Raw genomic sequence first — 15,957 nt, 5'->3', positions numbered from 1 at the left:
CGCACCATGAGAACCAGCACCCGGGCACCGGGCGGGCCCCGGTGAGGGGGCGCGCAAAGCCTCCTCCGTCGCCGTTGCCGCAGCGTGACGGGATCGATCCGGTGCGGGTGCGGCTCCCGGAGGACCCCGGCGGGCAGTGGCCGACGGTGCGTGATCATCTGCTGGAGCGGTTCGGCGGCGCGATCGGCGCGGGCCGGGTCGACGCCATGCTCGCGGCCGGCCGGTTCGTCTCGGCCCGGGGCCCGGTGGCGGGCCGGGAGCGTTACGAGGCGGGCCGGTACCTCTGGTTCCACCGGGACTTCGCGCCGGAGGAGCCGGTGCCGTTCCCGGTCGGGGTCGCGTACCGGGACGAGCACCTGGTCGTCGCGGACAAGCCGCACTTCCTGGCGACGACGCCGCGCGGCCGGCACATCACGCAGACGGCGGTGGCCCGGCTCCGCCGCGAGCTGGGCCTTCCCCTGCTCCAGCCCGCGCACCGGCTGGACCGGCTGACGGCGGGGCTGGTGCTGTTCGTGGTGCGGCCGCAGGAGCGGGGCGCGTACCAGACGCTGTTCCGGGACCGCCTGGTGCGCAAGGAGTACGAGGCGGTGGCGCCGTACAACGCGCGGCTCGGCTTCCCGCGCACCGTGCGCAGCCTGATCGTGAAGGAGCGCGGGGTGATCGCCGCCCGTGAGGAGCCGGGCGAGCCGAACAGCGAGAGCCGGATCGAGCTGCTGGAGCACCGGGAGGGGCTCGGGCGCTACCGGCTGCTGCCCGCCACCGGGCGGACGCACCAGCTGCGGGTCCATATGAACAGCCTGGGGCTGCCGCTCGTCAACGACCCGGTCTACCCGGTGGTCGAGGCGGAGGGGGCGCCGGACGACTGGTCGCGCCCGCTCCAACTGCTGGCGCGGGCGCTGGAGTTCACCGATCCGGTCACGGGAGAGCCGCGCCGCTTCGAGAGCGGGCTGCGGCTCTCCGCGTGGCCGCAGGGGTGAATCTCCCGGGCTCAGTGGCCGCGGGCGATCCATTCGTCCAGGTGCGGGGCCTCAGCGCCGATGGTGGTGGAGTCGCCGTGCCCGGTGCGGACGGCGGTGTCCGGGTCGAGGGCGAGCAGCCGGTCCCTGATCGAGGCGACGATCGTCGGGAAGTGGGAGAACGAGCGTCCGGTGGCGCCGGGCCCGCCCTGGAAGAGCGTGTCACCGGTGAAGACGGTGGACAGCCCGGGGGCGTACAGGCAGACGGCGCCCGGGGCGTGCCCCGGCGTGTGCAGCACCTTGAGGGTGGTACCGGCGACGGTCAGTTCCTGGCCGTCGGCCAGTTCACCGTCGGGGGCCCGGTCCGGGTGGGTCTGCTTCCACAGCGGCAGGTCGTCGGGGTGCAGCAGGATCGGCGCGCCGGTGGCCTCGGCGAGCGCCGGGGCCGCGTCGATGTGGTCGTTGTGCGCGTGGGTGCAGATGATGGCGCGCAGCGTACGGCCGTTCAGCGCGGCCTCGATGGCGGCCGCGTCGTGGGCGGCGTCGATGACGACGGCCTCGGTGTCGTCACCGACGATCCAGACGTTGTTGTCGACGTCCCATTCGCCGCCGTCGAGGGCGAAGGTGCCGGAGGTGACGAGGTGGTCGATGCGGGCGGTCATCAGAGCACCACCACCGAGCGCAGGACGTCGCCGTCGTGCATCCGGGCGAAGGCCTGCTCGATGTCGCCGAGCGCGATGGTCTCGGTGACGAACGCGCCGAGGTCGATGCGGCCCTGCTGGTGCAGGTCGATGAGCATCGGGAAGTCGCGCGAGGGCAGGCAGTCGCCGTACCAGGAGGACTTGAGCGAGCCGCCGCGCCCGAAGACGTCCAGGAGCGGGAGTTCGAGCTGCATCTCCGGGGTGGGGACGCCGACCAGGACGACGGTGCCGGCGAGATCGCGGGCGTAGAACGCCTGCTTGTACGTCTCCGGGCGGCCGACCGCCTCGATGACGACGTCGGCGCCGTTGCCGCCGGTGAGCGCGCGGATGGCCTCGACCGGGTCCTGGGTGCGGGAGTTGACGGAGTGCGTGGCACCCATCTTCTTCGCCGTCTCCAGCTTGCGGTCGTCGATGTCGACGGCGATGATCTTCGCCGCTCCGGCCAGCCGGGCACCGGCGATCGCCGCGTCACCGACGCCGCCGCAGCCGATGACGGCGACGGAGTCGCCCCGGCCGACCTGGCCGGTGTTGATGGCGGCGCCGATGCCCGCCATCACGCCGCAGCCCAGGAGTCCGGCGACGGCCGGGGCGACCTCGGGGTCGACCTTGGTGCACTGGCCGGAGGCGACCAGGGTCTTCTCCGCGAAGGCGCCGATGCCGAGTGCGGGCGACAGCTCCGTGCCGTCGAGCAGGGTCATCTTCTGCTTGGCGTTGTGGGTGTCGAAGCAGTACCAGGGGCGGCCGCGCAGACAGGCGCGGCACTGTCCGCACACCGCGCGCCAGTTGAGGACGACGAAGTCGCCCGGTTCGACGTCCGTTACGCCCTCGCCGACGGACTCCACGACACCTGCGGCCTCGTGGCCGAGGAGGAAGGGGAACTCGTCGTTGATGCCGCCCTGCTTGTAGTGCAGATCGGTGTGGCACACACCGCACGCCTGAATCTTCACCACGGCCTCACCGGGGCCGGGGTCCGGGATCACGATCGTCTCGACCCGGACCGGCTCGTTCTTTCCCGGTGCGATGACCCCTTGTACCTGCTGCGCCATTCCCGTGGTCTCCCTTTCCCGACTTTCACTGAGATCGATCACCGACAACCGTATCCCCGCGGGGACGCCCTGCGGGGCGTCCGGGTCAGGGCGCGAGTACGTCGAGTTCGTGCAGGGCGCCCACGGCGATCTCCTTCGTGAGCCGCTCCGCCTGTGCCGCGTCGCCCTCGCGGACCGCTTCCGCGAGCCGGACGTGGAGGGTGACGGCCGCCGGGTCGGGGTCCTCGAACATCACCTGGTGGTGGGTGCGGCCCGCCAGGACCTCCGCGACCACGTCCCCGAGGCGGGCGAACATCTCGTTGCCGGAGGCGTTGAGGACGATCCGGTGGAAGGCGATGTCGTGTTCGAGGTAGCCCTCCAGCTGCTGGCCGCGCGAGGTGGCGACCATGCCGAGGGCCCGTTCGGTGAGCTGCGCGCACTGGTCGGGGGTGGCGTGGCGGGCGGCCAGCGAGGCGGCGACCGGCTCGATCGCCGAGCGCAGCACCGTCAGTGAGCGCAGCTGGCGCGGCCGGTCGGCGCCGGCCAGCCGCCAGCGGATGACCTGCGGGTCGTAGACGTTCCACTCCTCGGTCGGCCGTACGGTCACGCCGACCCGGCGCCGGGACTCGACCAGGTGCATGGACTCCAGGACGCGGATCACCTCACGCACGACCGTGCGCGAGACGTCGAAGCGCTGGGCCAGCTCGTCGGTGCGCAGCACCTGACCGGGCAGGTGCTCACCCGCGGCGATCTCCAGACCCAGGGTGTCCAGCACATGTGTATGCAGCCCCTGGCCCTGTGTGGTCATGAGCCAAGGGTACGGGGACCCTCGCGGGAACATTAAGTACGACGTTTATGTCACAGCATCTTGAATAAGTCGTATGTATGGGTTTCAGTAGCGCGACGGACCGATGTCGAGGAAGACATCGAAGAGAACAGCGAGGCACCGCAATGAGCACCCCCCACGTCGTCGTGGTGATGGGCGTGGCAGGGACCGGCAAGACCACGATCGGTCCCCTGCTCGCCGCCGCACTGGGCGTTCCGTACGCCGAGGGCGACGACTTCCATCCCCCCGCGAACATCGCCAAGATGTCGGCCGGCACCCCGCTGGAGGATGCCGACCGGTGGCCCTGGCTGGATGCGATCGGGCAGTGGGCGCACGGCCGGGCCGGGCTCGGCGGCGTGGTCAGCAGCTCCGCCCTGAAGCGGGTCTACCGCGACCGGCTGCGCGGCGAGGCCCCCGGTGCCGTGTTCCTCCACCTGACCGGGGAACGGTCCCTGATCGAGGAGCGGATGGCGGACCGCAAGGGCCACTTCATGCCGACCGCACTCCTCGACTCCCAGTTCGCCACCCTCCAGCCCCTGGAGGACGACGAGGCAGGCGTCGCCGTGGATGTGTCCGGCACGCCCGAGGAAATCACCCAGCGAGCCGTCGCGGCACTGCGCCGGCTGGACAGCTAAGGATCATCACCGTGACCAGTCTCAGCGTCGAGACGCTGGCAGCGGACGCCGTCGAACCGATCACCTCGGCCGGCAACGCCCAGTTGGGCATCGCCGTCCTGGCGGGCATCGCCGTCATCGTCCTGCTCATCACCAAGTTCAAGATGCACGCGTTCCTCGCGCTGACCATCGGCTCGCTGGCGCTCGGCTCGTTCGCCGGCGCCGCGCCGGCGAAGACGATCGCGAGTTTCACCGCGGGCCTCGGCTCGACCGTCGCGGGCGTCGGCGTCCTCATCGCGCTCGGCGCGATCCTGGGCAAGCTCCTCGCGGACTCCGGCGGCGCGGACCAGATCGTCGACACCATCCTCGCGCGGACCAGCAAGCGGGCCATGCCCTGGGCGATGGTCCTGATCGCCTCGATCATCGGCCTGCCGCTGTTCTTCGAGGTCGGGATCGTCCTGATGATCCCGGTGGTGCTGCTCGTCGCCAAGCGCGGCAACTACTCCCTGATGCGGATCGGCATCCCGGCCCTGGCCGGCCTCTCCGTGATGCATGGGCTCATTCCCCCGCACCCCGGCCCGCTGGTGGCGATCGACGCCCTCGGCGCCAACCTCGGTGTCACGCTGGCCCTCGGTGTGGTGGTCGCGATCCCGACGGTGATCCTCGCCGGTCCGGTCTTCTCGCGCTTCGCCGCCCGCTGGGTGGACATCAAGGCGCCGGAGAAGATGATCCCGCAGCGCCCGTCCGAGGACCTGGACCGCCGGCCCAGCTTCGGCGCCACGCTGGCGACGATCCTGCTGCCCGTCGTCCTGATGCTGGTCAAGGCACTCGTCGACATCGTCGTGGACGACCCCGAGCAGGGTGTCCAGCGGGTCACCGACGTGATCGGCTCGCCGCTGATCGCGCTGCTGGCGGCCGTCATCGTCGCCATGTTCACCCTTGGCCGGGCGGCCGGGTTCACCAAGGGCCGGCTCTCCTCCACCGTCGAGAAGTCGCTGGCCCCGATCGCCGGTGTGCTGCTGATCGTGGGCGCGGGCGGCGGCTTCAAGCAGACCCTGATCGACGCCGGTGTGGGCCAGATGATCCTGGACTTCTCCGAGAGCTGGTCGATCCCCGCACTGCTGCTCGGCTGGCTGATCGCCGTGGCGATCCGCCTCGCGACCGGCTCCGCGACCGTCGCCACCATCTCGGCGGCCGGTCTGGTCGCCCCGTTGGCGGCCGACATGTCGACCTCGCACGTCGCCCTGCTGGTGCTGGCCGTCGGCGCGGGCTCGCTCTTCTTCAGCCATGTCAACGACGCCGGGTTCTGGCTGGTGAAGGAGTACTTCGGCATGGACGTCGGCCAGACGGTGAAGACCTGGTCGGTGATGGAGACGATCATCTCCGTCGTCTCGCTGGTCTTCATCCTGCTGCTGTCGCTGATCCTCTAGGGCGTGTTTTGAAAGTAGCGTCGTCCGCCCGGAGGGCGGGCCGACGGCGTCCGGTGCGTGCGATCGCAAGGCGCGGACATGGTCTCGTAGCGGAGTTACTGGGGCATTTCCGCAACGCCGCGAGCGTGCGTGCCGGACGCCGCCGGGAAGACGGGACTTTCAAAACACGCCCTGGGGCCGGTCCGGCGCCGCGGCGCGGCCACGGGTCACCGGTCCTCCTCCGGTGGCCCGGCCGGGTCCGCCGGAATCCGCCACAGCGAGTGCTCGCGACGGGCCCACCGTCGCTCGACCGACCCGGTGCGCATGCCACGGCGTGCCTCCGGGTCGGCGTACGCCATGGCGATGTGACCGCCCAGCACGATGCCGATCGCCAGGGCCAGCCAGTCGTGGACGAACGTGGCACCGGTCCGCCACATCAGCGGGGCCAGCCCGGTGAACCACATCAGCAGCCCGGTGCCGGTCATCACCAGCACGGCACCCGCGATCCAGGCCGCGTAGAGCTTCTGCCCGGCGTTGAACTTCCCGGCGGGCCGGGAGCCGGGCCGGCGGTCGCGCCGGCGCACGGCCAGCAGCCACGTCCGGTCGTGCGGCCCGAAGCGGTTGAGCCGCGACAGGTCGCCCCGCACGGCCCGCGAGACCAGCCCGGCCAGCAGCGGCACCGGGATCAGCAGCCCGGACCACTCGTGCACGGTGACCACCAGCAGGCGGCGGCCGACGAGTTCGGCGAGCTGCGGCACGTACAGGCAGGCGGCCGTCGCCACGCAGGTCAGCATCAGCGCCGCCGTGCTGCGGTGCACCCACCGCACCGGCCGGCCGAACCGCCGTACCCGGCCGGACGCCTCAGACCGTGGGGGCGTCGTCACGGCCGTTGGACCGGCCGACCCAGGCGTCGACGTCATAACCGAGCTCCTCCCAGTATCCGGGGCGTACGGCGTCCGTGACGGTGATCCCGGAGAGCCATTTCGCCGACTTGTAGAAGTACATCGGCGCCACGTAGAGCCGGACCGGGCCACCGTGGGAGTGGGGCACCGGCTTGTCCTGCATGCGCAGCGCGACCATCACGTCCGCACGGCGGGCCTGGGCGAGGGTGAGGCTCTCGCTGTAGGTCCCGTCGAAGCAGGTGAAGCGGATCGCCCTGGCGCCCGGCCGGACACCCGCCGCGTCCAGCAGCGCCGAGAGCCGTACGCCCTCGAACGGGGTCTCCGGCACCCGCCATCCGGTCACGCACTGCACATCGCGGACCGTCCGGGTCTGCGGCAGCGCCTTCAGGGCGTCCAGGGTGTACGTGGCCGGGTGGTCGACCAGCCCGTCCACGGTCAGCCGGTAGTCGGCCGCGCCCTTCGACGGTACGGAGGAGGCCACCGAGTAGTACCGGAAGCCGCCGCCGTTGGGCAGCAGGCCGGTCAGCCCGGTGGGGTCCTTGTCGGCGACCGCGCCGAGGCCGGATTCAAGGGTCTTCTGCAGGACCGGTGCGGCGACGAGACCGGCGGCGCCGAGGCCGAGCATCGTCAGGACCAGGCGGCGGCCGACGGGGGCGCCGACGGCGTCCGGATCGGGTCCGGCGCCGGGAGGAGGACTGTTCACTCCCCGATTCGAGCACTCCGCGCCACCGGACGCCAGGGGCGGCGGCCCTCCGTCACCGGTCCGTCAGATTCTCCGCCCCCGGGCCGGACCGCCGGTGACAGACTTGCGCCATGCAGAACCGTGAAGCGCTCAAGCCCTTCCTCCTCGCCTTCCCCGGCCCGCTGCGCGACCAGTTGGTCGCCGCGGTCCTGGACGGGCGCAAGGTGTCGACCTCCGGCCTGCTCGTGGAGTACGAGATCGAGAAGGAGGAGCTGCCTCCGGTCGGTGAGCGGTCGGCCCTCATCGACTCGGACGGGCGGGAGATCGCGGTGCTCGAAGTGACCGGGGTGCGGGTGCTGCGGCTCGCCGACGTCGGCCTCCAGCACGCGCTGGACGAGGGCGAGGGGTACGCGTCCGTCGCCGAGTGGCGGGCGGGACACGAGCGGTTCTGGCACAGCGAGGAGATGCGGGACGCGCTCGGCGACCCCGAGTTCACCGTGGACGACGACACGATGATCGTCGCCGAGCGGTTCCGGGTCGTCGAGCGCATCGGCCCCGACGCCCCACAGGGCTGAGCGGGCTCACCGCGCCTCGGCCTCGGCCCCCTTCTCCCCGTTCTCCCGGCTCGCTCCCTTCACGAGGCCCAGCCGGCGCCGGACCGTGAGAAGCCGGGGGTGGCGCTCGTGCAGCTCGGCGGAGCGGCGGTCGAGTTCCTGGCCCAGGCGCTCGGCCCGCTTCTCGATGTCCAGCTCGTCCAGGATCCGGTCCACCTCGGCGAGCAGGGCCCCGTGCAACTGCCACTTCCTCGGATGTTCCTGGACGGCGGCCAGCAGCATGTCCGCCACCAGGTCGCGGGTCATCCGGCTGGTGGTGAGCGCGTCGGCGAGCCGGTCCTCCGCCTCCTCCCCGCTGGCGGCCATCGAGGTGGTGATGAGCACCGAGAAGCTTTCGATGGCCCCCGCCATCTGTTCGAACAGTTCCGTGATGTGGACGGCAACCTCAGCGGGGAACAGCGGTTCGTCGCCCCGGTCCTTGGCCAGGTCGGTCAGCGTCCTGGACAGCACCCGCACGACGACCGCGCAGATCTCCAGCGTGTCCAGACCGGTGCGCAGCACCACGCGGTGAAGCAGCCCCTGCCGCACCCTCGGGTTGTACATGAGGCTTTCCTCGGCCTGCCGCAGGGAGGCGTCCACCTCGACGATGTCGTGGTCGAGACGGCGGGCCCGGTGCAGCCGGTCGGCCGCCTCCGGGACGGTGACCGGACGGGCGAGGTCGCTGCCCAGGTCGCGGAACATCTGCCCCATCTCGCGGGCCAGTCCGTCAATGGACGTGCCCGCGGTCTGCACCCAGACGGGCGGCGCGAACAGCAGGTTGAACAGCAGCCCCACACCGGCGCCGATCAGTGTCTCGTACACGCGCTCCCACGCCATGGTGGACCGCGCGGTTTGCGAGGTGACACCGAGGACGAGCATGGCGCTGATCGCCACCTCGGGGACGAACTCGTCCACGCGGACCAGTCTGCCGATGATCAGCGCCGTGAAGATGGTCAGCCCCAGGCTCCACCAGGAAATGCCGACCAGGGCGCTGAAGCCGCTCGCGATGAGGACGCCGACGATGACGGCCACCACACGCTTGACCGACATGTTGACGGTGGCGTAGAGGGTGACCTGGACGACGAGCAGCGCGGTCAGCGGTGCGGTCAGCGGTGCGGGTTCGGTCAGCGTCGCGGTCGCCACGGCATAGGCGATCACCGCGGCGCCCGTGGAGCGCAGGGTCTGCGCGGCCACGGGCTCGGTCGTGCGCCGGACGAGGTTGATGACGGGTTCGGCTACTCCTGGCATCTTCTTCCCATGCCCGAATTCGGCGCCCGCGCACGGTCCTGGGCGCCGAACCCCACCGGACGGACGTGCACACCGCGGCGCACGGAGCCCGGCGGGACAGCCGTCAGCCGACCGCCTGCGCCGCGGCCCGGCCCGCCGCCCGGCCGGAGAAGATGCAGCCGCCGAGGAAGGTGCCCTCCAGCGAGCGGTAGCCGTGCACCCCGCCGCCGCCGAAGCCGGCCGCCTCACCGGCCGCGTAGACCCCGGACAGCGGGGAGCCGTCGGCGGTGAGGACCCGGGAGGACAGGTCCGTCTCCAGGCCGCCGAGCGACTTGCGGGTCAGGATGTTCAGCCGTACGGCGATCAGCGGCCCGGCCTTGGGGTCGAGGATGCGGTGCGGCGTGGCCGTCCGGATCAGCTTGTCGCCCAGGTAGGTGCGGGCGCCCCGGATCGCGGTGATCTGGAGGTCCTTGGTGAAGGGGTTGGCGATCTCGCGGTCGCGGGCGGTGATCTCGCGCCGCAGGTCGTCCTCGTCGATGAGCCCCTCGCCGGTGAGGGCGTTCATGCCTCGGACCAGGGCGCCGAGGTCCTTCTCGACGACGAAGTCCGCCCCGTTGTCCATGAACGCCTTCACCGGGCCGGGCACGTCGGCGCGCGCCCGGCCGATCACGCCTCGGACGGACTTGCCGGTCAGGTCGGGGTTCTGCTCGGAGCCGGAGAGCGCGAACTCCTTGCCGATGATCTTCTGGTCCAGCACGAACCAGGTGTAGTCGTGGCCGGTGCGCATGATGTGTTCGAGGGTGCCGAGGGTGTCGAAGCCCGGGAAGAGCGGGACGGGCAGCCGCTTGCCCCGGGCGTCCAGCCAGAGCGAGGACGGGCCGGGCAGGATGCGGATGCCGTGCCTGGCCCAGATCGGGTTCCAGTTCTCGATGCCCTCGGTGTAGTGCCACATCCGGTCGCGGTTGATGTGGTGGGCGCCCGCGTCCTCGGTGATGCCGACCATCAGGCCGTCCACATGGGCGGGGACGCCGGAGAGCATCTTGGCGGGCGGGGTGCCGAGCCGCTCGGGCCACTGCTTGCGCACCAGATCGTGGTTGCCGCCGATGCCGCCGGAGGTGACGATCACCGCCTGGGCCCGCAGTTCGAAGCTGCCCGCAGTCTCCCGGCTGCTCGCGGTGCCCCGGGCCGCGCCGCTCGGCTCCAGGATCTCGCCGCTGACGGTGTCGACGGCGCCCCCGGTGCGGCCCAGACCGGTGACCCGGTGGCGGAAGCGGAAGGTGACGAGGCCCTTGGCGACGCCCTCGCGGACCCGGCGCTCGAACGGGGCGACGACGCCGGGGCCGGTGCCCCAGGTGATGTGGAAGCGGGGGACGGAGTTGCCGTGGCCGTTCGCGTCGTACCCGCCGCGCTCGGCCCAGCCGACGACGGGGAAGAAGCGCATGCCCTGCGCGTGCAGCCAGGAGCGCTTCTCACCGGCGGCGAAGTCGACGTACGCCTCGGCCCACTTGCGCGGCCAGTGGTCCTCCTTGCGGTCGAAGCCCGCCGTGCCGAGCCAGTCCTGGAGGGCCAGCTCGTGGCTGTCCTTGATCCGCATCCGGCGCTGTTCGGGTGAGTCGACCAGGAAGAGGCCGCCGAAGGACCAGTGCGCCTGGCCGCCGAGCGACTGCTCGGGTTCCTGGTCGAGCAGGATCACCGAGCGGCCCGCCTCGGCCAGCTCGGCGGTGGCGACGAGCCCGGCGAGTCCCGCCCCGATCACGATCACATCAGCGTCGTACGCCATGGGTTCCATCCTTGTCGGGGCGATCCGGACACGGTCCGGCGGAAGGACCGCACATTCCCGTGAGGTTCCTCGCGAAGTCAGAAGTTACTGGTGCGTCAGATCTTCGGTACCGGCCGCCCCGGCGTCAACCGCCCGGTCGGCCGCGCTACGGGCGCACCGGTGGCGTCCAGGCGCTATCGTCGAAACAATTCACTCTCTTCCGGCCTGACTTGGGGTAGAGAAGCGTGTCGGTGCTGGTTCTCGTACTCGCCGTGAGCGCGGCCTGCTGTCTGGGCTTCGGCTTCGTGCTGCAGCAGGCCGCCGCCAGCCACGCCCCCAGGAGCGACTACCTGTCGCCCCGGCTGCTGCTGGACCTGATGCGGGTCCGGAGCTGGCTGGCCGGTATCGGTCTGATGGTCTGCGGGATGGTGCTGGGCGCGCTGGCCCTGGGCAAGGGCGAGGTCTCCGTCGTCGAGCCGCTGCTGGCCACCAATCTGCTCTTCGCGATGACCCTGTCGCGCCACCGCACCGGCCAGCGCCTCGGCCGGCAGGGCTGGGCCGGGCTCTGGCTGCTGGCGTGCGGGGTCGCGGCGTTCCTGCTGGCCGGCGAGCCGAAGGGCGGCACGGCGGTGTCGAGCCCGCTGCGGCACTGGCTGGTCATCGGCGTGGTGGCGGGCATCGCCCTGGCGCTCACCATGTACGCGGCGCGCTCGCGGTCGGTGGCGGCCCCGGCGCTCCTCGCGGTGGCGGCCGGACTGCTCTACGGGCTGCAGGACGCGCTGACCCGGGTCAGCGGTCAGCTCATCGGGGACGACGGCTGGGCGGCCCTGGTGATGAGCTGGCAGCCCTACGCGGTGCTGGTGCTGGGGGTGACGGGGCTGCTCCTGGTGCAGAGCGCGTTCGAGACCGGTCCGCTGCGGATGTCGCTGCCCGCGCTGACCGCGGCCCAGCCGCTGGCCGGGATCGCCTGCGGGATCGGGTTCCTCGGCGACCAGGTGCGCACCGATACCGGCGCGCTGGCCTGGCAGGCGGCCGGGCTCGCGGCGATCGTGGTCGGGATCGTGCTGCTGGGGCTGCATCCGGCGATGCCGGAGGGGCCGGTGGGCGGGCGGCGCGCCAAGACCCTCGAACCGCGCTGAGGCCGGTCCATCCGCACCCCGCGGCAGCGGTTGTCCCCTTTCTCACAGCCGTGCGGCCGCCCCGTCCTGGCAATTAATAATGGCCAGCATTACAGTTGCGGCATGGCGAGAACGTCAGGACAGTCAGGACAAGAGACCAGGGACAAGCTGATCCGCGCGGCCGAGGAGATCTTCGCCGCACAGGGTACGGACGGCGCCCAGCTGCGGGACATCGTCCGGCTGGCGGGGCAGAGCAATCCGTCGGCGGTCCAGTACCACTTCGGCTCCCGCGCAGGGCTGCTCGACGCGGTGATGGCGGGCCGCCAGGCCCGTACCGAACAGGTGGTGGCACCGCTGCTCGACGCACTCGCCGAGGACTGCGGCGTACGGGAGCTGCTCACCGCGCTGGTGACGGCCGAGGCGAGCCTGCTCACCGACGACCGGGGCCGGCGCTGTCTGCGGGTCTCGGCCCAGCTGAGCCACGAGACCGGCCTGCGGACCGGCCGCCTGCACCCCGCCCTGGACGGCACGGCCTACGGCCGGCTGATCGGCCGGATCGGGGACCGCCTGGACGCGCTGGCGGAGCCGGTCCGCCTGGAGCGGCTCGATCTGGCACTCACCCTGATCGGCGCGGCGCTGGCCGACCGCGCCCGCCAGGGACTCGACGGCACCGAGCCGCTGACCGGCCAGGAGCTCTTCCTCGCCGATCTCGTCGGGACCACCACCGCGTTCCTGCACGCCCCCGCGCCGCACGGCGCGTGAACCGCCCGCACCGAACGAACCACCCGCATCACATGAAGGACATGTCATGACCGAGAAGAACAACCTCAGTGACCGGACCGTCGTCATCACCGGCGCCGCGCGCGGCCTCGGCGCCGAGGCCGCGCGCCTCGCCGTGGCCGGCGGCGCGAACGTGGTGATCACCGACGTGCTGGACGAGGAGGGCGCGGCCACCGCGGCGGGGCTCGGCCCGAAGGCCCGCTTCGTGCACCACGACGTGACCTCCGAGGAGGACTGGCAGCGCGTGGCCGCCTTCGCCCTCGCCGAGTTCGGCCGGATCGACGGCCTGGTCAACAACGCCGGGGTCTCCACCGGGCAGCCGCTGGAGAGCGAGACGGTCGAGCACTTCCGCAAGGTCATCGACATCAACCTGACGGCCGTCTTCATCGGCATGAAGACGGTGATCCCGCTGATGAAGGAGAACGGCGGCGGCTCGATCGTCAACATCTCCTCGGCCGCCGGGCTGATGGGCCTGGCCCTGACCTCCAGCTACGGCGCGTCCAAATGGGGCGTGCGCGGGCTGACCAAGGTCGGCGCGGTGGAGCTCGGCACGGCGAAGGTGCGGGTGAACTCGGTGCACCCCGGCATGGTCTACACGCCGATGACCGCCTCCGTCGGCATCCAGCAGGGCGACGGCAACTACCCCAACACTCCGATGGGCCGGGTCGGCGAGGCCGGCGAGATCGCCGAGGCCGTCGTCTTCCTGCTCTCGGACGCCGCCTCCTACATCACCGGCGCCGAACTCGCCGTGGACGGCGGCTGGACCACGGGCCCGACCGTCAAGTACGTCATGGGGCAGTGATCGCCGCCGGGCGCTCTGCTGTTGGATGAGGTGCATGACACCTTCTGACGAGCTCCTGGACATCGTCGACGAGAACGACGAGGTCGTCGGGCAGGCCACGCGCGGCGAGGCGACCGCGCGCGGCCTGCGCCACCGCTGCGCGTTTATCGAGGCCCGGGACGCCGACGGCCGGATCTTCGTGCACCGCAGGACCGCCACGAAGCTGGTCTTCCCGTCCCACTACGACATGTTCGTCGGCGGGGTGGTCGGTGCGGGCGAGAGCTACGACGAGGCGGCGCTGCGGGAGGCCGAGGAGGAGCTGGGTGTCACCGGGCTCCCCCGCCCCGAGCCGCTCTTCAAGTTCCTCTACGAGGGCGGCGGGCACACCTGGTGGTCCTACGTGTACCGGGTCCGGTGCGAGCTGCCGGTGAAGCCGCAGGTGGAAGAGGTCGCCTGGCACACCTTCCTCACCGACGACGAGCTGGAGCGGCGGCTCGGCGACTGGCCGTGGGTGCCGGACGGCATCGAGGCGTACCGACGGCTTCGGGCGTTCCGCGAAGCATCCTGAACGGCCCCGCACCGGGTACCGAAGTGGCAGATAAGGTCCGGACGTGAACGAATTCGTACAGAGTCTGCGGCTGTGGTTCGCGCCGCAGCGAATCCGCGAAGAGGGCGACACCCCCGACTACCGCTTCTCCCTCGCCAACGAGCGGACCTTCCTCGCCTGGATCCGGACGGCGCTGGCGCTGATCGGCGGCGGATTCGCGGTCGACCAGTTCCTGCCCGAACTGTCCTGGGGCGTGCGCGCCGGCCTGGCGCTGGCGCTGCTCGCCGCCGGGGTGCTGTGCGCGCTGCGGGCCGTCAACCACTGGGTGCGGTGCGAGCGGGCGATGCGGCGCGGCGAGGACCTGCCGGTGTCCCGGTTCCCGACGCTGCTGAGTCTCGCGGTCGCGGTGGTGGCCGTGGCGATGGTGGTGGTGGTCCTGTTCGGCTGGGAGGGGCGGTGACCGCGACGGAACGCGATCCCGGGCTCCAGCCGGAGCGGACCAGGCTGGCCTGGCGGCGCACCACGCTGTCGTGCACGGTGGTGGCGCTGCTGGCGGGCAAGCAGGCGCTGCACGGCGGGGCGGGCCCGGCGGGGATCGTCGCGCTGTCCCTGAGCGTGTTCGCCTGGCTGGGGTTCCTGCGGGTGGCGAACCGCCGGGTGCAGGGGATGGGTACCGCGCGGCCGCGCCCGCTCGGTGCGCGCGCGGCGCTGGCGGCGGCGGGGTGCACGGTCGCGCTGGCCGTGTTCGCGGCGGCCATGCTGTTCTGACCGCCCGGCCCGGGGCCGGGCGCGCGCCCGTCAGCTCTCCCAGTCCACCGTGACGACGATCTTCCCCCGGGTGCGCCCCTGGGCGTTGAGCCGGTGCGCCTCGGCCGTCTGCTCCAGCGGGAAGACCCGGTCGACGTGGACCGTGACGATGCCACGCTCGGCCAGTTCGGCCAGATGGGCGAGGTCCTTCGCGTCGGGCCGCACGAAGGCGTACTTGCCGCCGTACGAGAACACCTCGCTGTCCACGATGGAGGTCAGCCGCCCGTCCGGCGCGAGCGTCTCGGCGGAGGCCCGCAGCGCGTCGCCGCCCACCGTGTCGAAGGCGGCGTCGATCCCGTCCGGGGCCAGCGCCCGCAGCCGGTCCACCAGCCCGTCCCCGTACTCCACGGGCTCCGCGCCGAGCTGCCGGAGGTGATCGTGGTTGTGGGCGCTCGCGGTGCCGATGACCCGGCAGCCCGCGTGGCGGGCGAGCTGGACGGCCAGCGAGCCGACCCCGCCCGCCGCCGCGTGCACCAGGACGGTGTCCCCGTTGCGGATCCGCAGCGAGCGGTGGAGCACCTGGTAGGCGGTGAGGCCGGCCAGCGGCAGACCGGCGGCCTCCTCGAAGCTCAGGCTCAGCGGTTTGCGGGCGAGTGTGCGCACGGGCGCGGCGACGTACTCCGCGAAGGTGCCGCGGCTGAGGAAGTCCTCCCGCACGTACCCGATGACCTCGTCGCCGACGGCGAACTCGTCGACGGCGACGCCGGGCTGCACGACGACCCCGGAGACGTCCCAGCCGGGGATCACCGGGAAGACCGTGTCGAGGGCGGCGTCCAGGTTCCCCTGCCGCGCCTGCCGGTCCACCGGGTTGACCGCGGCGGCCCGCACCTTCACCAGGACGGTGTCGGGGCCGACCTTGGGGTCGGGCCGCTCGCCGTACTCCAGGACGTCGGCATCGCCGTATCCGCTGTAGCTGATCGCCTTCATCCTCCGACCATCGGTGCGGCCCGCGGGCGGCGCAAGTCATGCCGTGGCGGCGGCGTAGGGCGGCAGCAGGCGGCGCGGGTCGAAACCGGAGTGCCAGAGCCCGATGAGGAAGGCCGTGGTCGCCTCCAGGCAGGCGGCCCGGTCGAGCCCGCTGTCAGCGGCTCGCATCCCAGGTCCCGCACCAGTGCCGCCACGGTCCCCAGGGCGTCCTCGTCGTCCCCGCACAGCGGGACGGCGACCGGGCCGTCGGCGAAGGCGGGCGGGGTGAGCCGCCAGACCGCGTCCGGGAGGTGGTTGAAGGCC

At 71.9% G+C, this 15,957-nt stretch carries 19 protein-coding genes; 10 read left to right on the top strand and 9 right to left on the bottom strand.

Annotation, left to right across the window (positions count from 1 at the left end):
• Window positions 1–41 precede the first annotated feature (41 nt).
• On the top strand, window positions 42–977 hold the full coding sequence (locus EDD93_RS27040; protein ID WP_123528115.1) for a pseudouridine synthase: 936 nt from the start codon (window positions 42–44) through the stop codon (window positions 975–977).
• 11 nt (window positions 978–988) lie between these two features.
• On the opposite strand, the gene EDD93_RS27035 is transcribed toward EDD93_RS27040, so the two are convergent.
• The 3 genes from EDD93_RS27035 to EDD93_RS27025 all read right to left on the bottom strand — a co-directional run bounded on the left by EDD93_RS27035 (window position 989) and on the right by EDD93_RS27025 (window position 3,490).
• Window positions 989–1,618: an MBL fold metallo-hydrolase gene (locus EDD93_RS27035; protein ID WP_123528114.1), complete on the bottom strand. Its 630-nt coding sequence runs from the start codon at window positions 1,616–1,618 to the stop codon at window positions 989–991.
• Entirely contained in the window at window positions 1,618–2,703 is a 1,086-nt protein-coding gene (locus tag EDD93_RS27030; protein WP_123528113.1) for an S-(hydroxymethyl)mycothiol dehydrogenase, read from the bottom strand. The genes EDD93_RS27035 and EDD93_RS27030 overlap by 1 nt, the downstream gene beginning before the upstream one ends.
• Before the next feature lie 85 nt (window positions 2,704–2,788).
• Window positions 2,789–3,490 (bottom strand): FadR/GntR family transcriptional regulator, encoded by a 702-nt coding sequence (locus EDD93_RS27025; protein ID WP_123528112.1) that lies wholly within the window; start codon window positions 3,488–3,490, stop codon window positions 2,789–2,791.
• A gap of 143 nt (window positions 3,491–3,633) precedes the next feature.
• Between EDD93_RS27025 and EDD93_RS27020 the strand changes: the two genes are divergently transcribed.
• Both EDD93_RS27020 and EDD93_RS27015 read left to right on the top strand, forming a co-directional pair.
• Entirely contained in the window at window positions 3,634–4,143 is a 510-nt protein-coding gene (locus tag EDD93_RS27020) for a gluconokinase (RefSeq protein WP_123528111.1), read from the top strand.
• Window positions 4,144–4,154: 11 nt separating this feature from the next.
• On the top strand, window positions 4,155–5,552 hold the full coding sequence (locus EDD93_RS27015) for a GntP family permease (RefSeq protein WP_123528110.1): 1,398 nt from the start codon (window positions 4,155–4,157) through the stop codon (window positions 5,550–5,552).
• A 206-nt stretch (window positions 5,553–5,758) separates the two neighbouring features.
• Here EDD93_RS27015 and EDD93_RS27010 read toward each other — a convergent pair whose 3' ends face one another.
• On the bottom strand, window positions 5,759–6,325 hold the full coding sequence (locus EDD93_RS27010; RefSeq protein ID WP_398905841.1) for a cytochrome b/b6 domain-containing protein: 567 nt from the start codon (window positions 6,323–6,325) through the stop codon (window positions 5,759–5,761).
• Between the two features lie 67 nt (window positions 6,326–6,392).
• Window positions 6,393–7,058 carry a molybdopterin-dependent oxidoreductase gene (locus tag EDD93_RS27005; RefSeq protein ID WP_260256031.1) on the bottom strand — a complete coding sequence of 222 codons (666 nt, stop codon included), beginning with the start codon at window positions 7,056–7,058 and terminating at the stop codon, window positions 6,393–6,395.
• 188 nt (window positions 7,059–7,246) lie between these two features.
• Between EDD93_RS27005 and EDD93_RS27000 the strand changes: the two genes are divergently transcribed.
• Window positions 7,247–7,690 (top strand): ASCH domain-containing protein, encoded by a 444-nt coding sequence (locus EDD93_RS27000; protein WP_123528107.1) that lies wholly within the window; start codon window positions 7,247–7,249, stop codon window positions 7,688–7,690.
• Between the two features lie 6 nt (window positions 7,691–7,696).
• On the opposite strand, the gene EDD93_RS26995 is transcribed toward EDD93_RS27000, so the two are convergent.
• Entirely contained in the window at window positions 7,697–8,956 is a 1,260-nt protein-coding gene (locus EDD93_RS26995; RefSeq protein ID WP_123528106.1) for an aromatic acid exporter family protein, read from the bottom strand.
• A 103-nt stretch (window positions 8,957–9,059) separates the two neighbouring features.
• Window positions 9,060–10,715 carry an FAD-binding dehydrogenase gene (locus tag EDD93_RS26990; RefSeq protein ID WP_123528105.1) on the bottom strand — a complete coding sequence of 552 codons (1,656 nt, stop codon included), beginning with the start codon at window positions 10,713–10,715 and terminating at the stop codon, window positions 9,060–9,062.
• A 224-nt stretch (window positions 10,716–10,939) separates the two neighbouring features.
• Between EDD93_RS26990 and EDD93_RS26985 the strand changes: the two genes are divergently transcribed.
• From EDD93_RS26985 to EDD93_RS26960, 6 genes are all read left to right on the top strand, one after another.
• Window positions 10,940–11,833: a DMT family transporter gene (locus tag EDD93_RS26985; RefSeq protein WP_123528104.1), complete on the top strand. Its 894-nt coding sequence runs from the start codon at window positions 10,940–10,942 to the stop codon at window positions 11,831–11,833.
• 102 nt (window positions 11,834–11,935) lie between these two features.
• Complete coding sequence (locus EDD93_RS26980) at window positions 11,936–12,574, top strand: TetR/AcrR family transcriptional regulator (protein ID WP_123528103.1); 639 nt, start codon at window positions 11,936–11,938, stop codon at window positions 12,572–12,574.
• Window positions 12,575–12,620: 46 nt separating this feature from the next.
• Complete coding sequence (locus EDD93_RS26975; protein ID WP_123528102.1) at window positions 12,621–13,394, top strand: glucose 1-dehydrogenase; 774 nt, start codon at window positions 12,621–12,623, stop codon at window positions 13,392–13,394.
• A 34-nt stretch (window positions 13,395–13,428) separates the two neighbouring features.
• Window positions 13,429–13,941, top strand: a complete 513-nt coding sequence (locus EDD93_RS26970) for an NUDIX hydrolase (RefSeq protein ID WP_123528101.1) — start codon at window positions 13,429–13,431, stop codon at window positions 13,939–13,941.
• A gap of 43 nt (window positions 13,942–13,984) precedes the next feature.
• Entirely contained in the window at window positions 13,985–14,380 is a 396-nt protein-coding gene (locus EDD93_RS26965) for a YidH family protein (protein ID WP_123528100.1), read from the top strand.
• Window positions 14,377–14,688, top strand: a complete 312-nt coding sequence (locus tag EDD93_RS26960; protein WP_123528099.1) for a DUF202 domain-containing protein — start codon at window positions 14,377–14,379, stop codon at window positions 14,686–14,688. The genes EDD93_RS26965 and EDD93_RS26960 overlap by 4 nt, the downstream gene beginning before the upstream one ends.
• Window positions 14,689–14,718: 30 nt before the next feature.
• Here the strand turns inward: EDD93_RS26960 and EDD93_RS26955 are convergent, their stop codons facing one another.
• Window positions 14,719–15,654 (bottom strand): NADP-dependent oxidoreductase, encoded by a 936-nt coding sequence (locus tag EDD93_RS26955; RefSeq protein ID WP_123528098.1) that lies wholly within the window; start codon window positions 15,652–15,654, stop codon window positions 14,719–14,721.
• 36 nt (window positions 15,655–15,690) lie between these two features.
• Window positions 15,691–15,822: a hypothetical protein gene (locus tag EDD93_RS40720; RefSeq protein ID WP_311318339.1), complete on the bottom strand. Its 132-nt coding sequence runs from the start codon at window positions 15,820–15,822 to the stop codon at window positions 15,691–15,693.
• Window positions 15,823–15,957 lie beyond the last annotated feature (135 nt).

The sequence above is a fragment of the Streptomyces sp. 840.1 genome, assembly GCF_003751445.1.
GTDB lineage: Bacteria > Actinomycetota > Actinomycetes > Streptomycetales > Streptomycetaceae > Streptomyces.
This window is presented reverse-complemented; position numbering and strand designations above follow the sequence as displayed.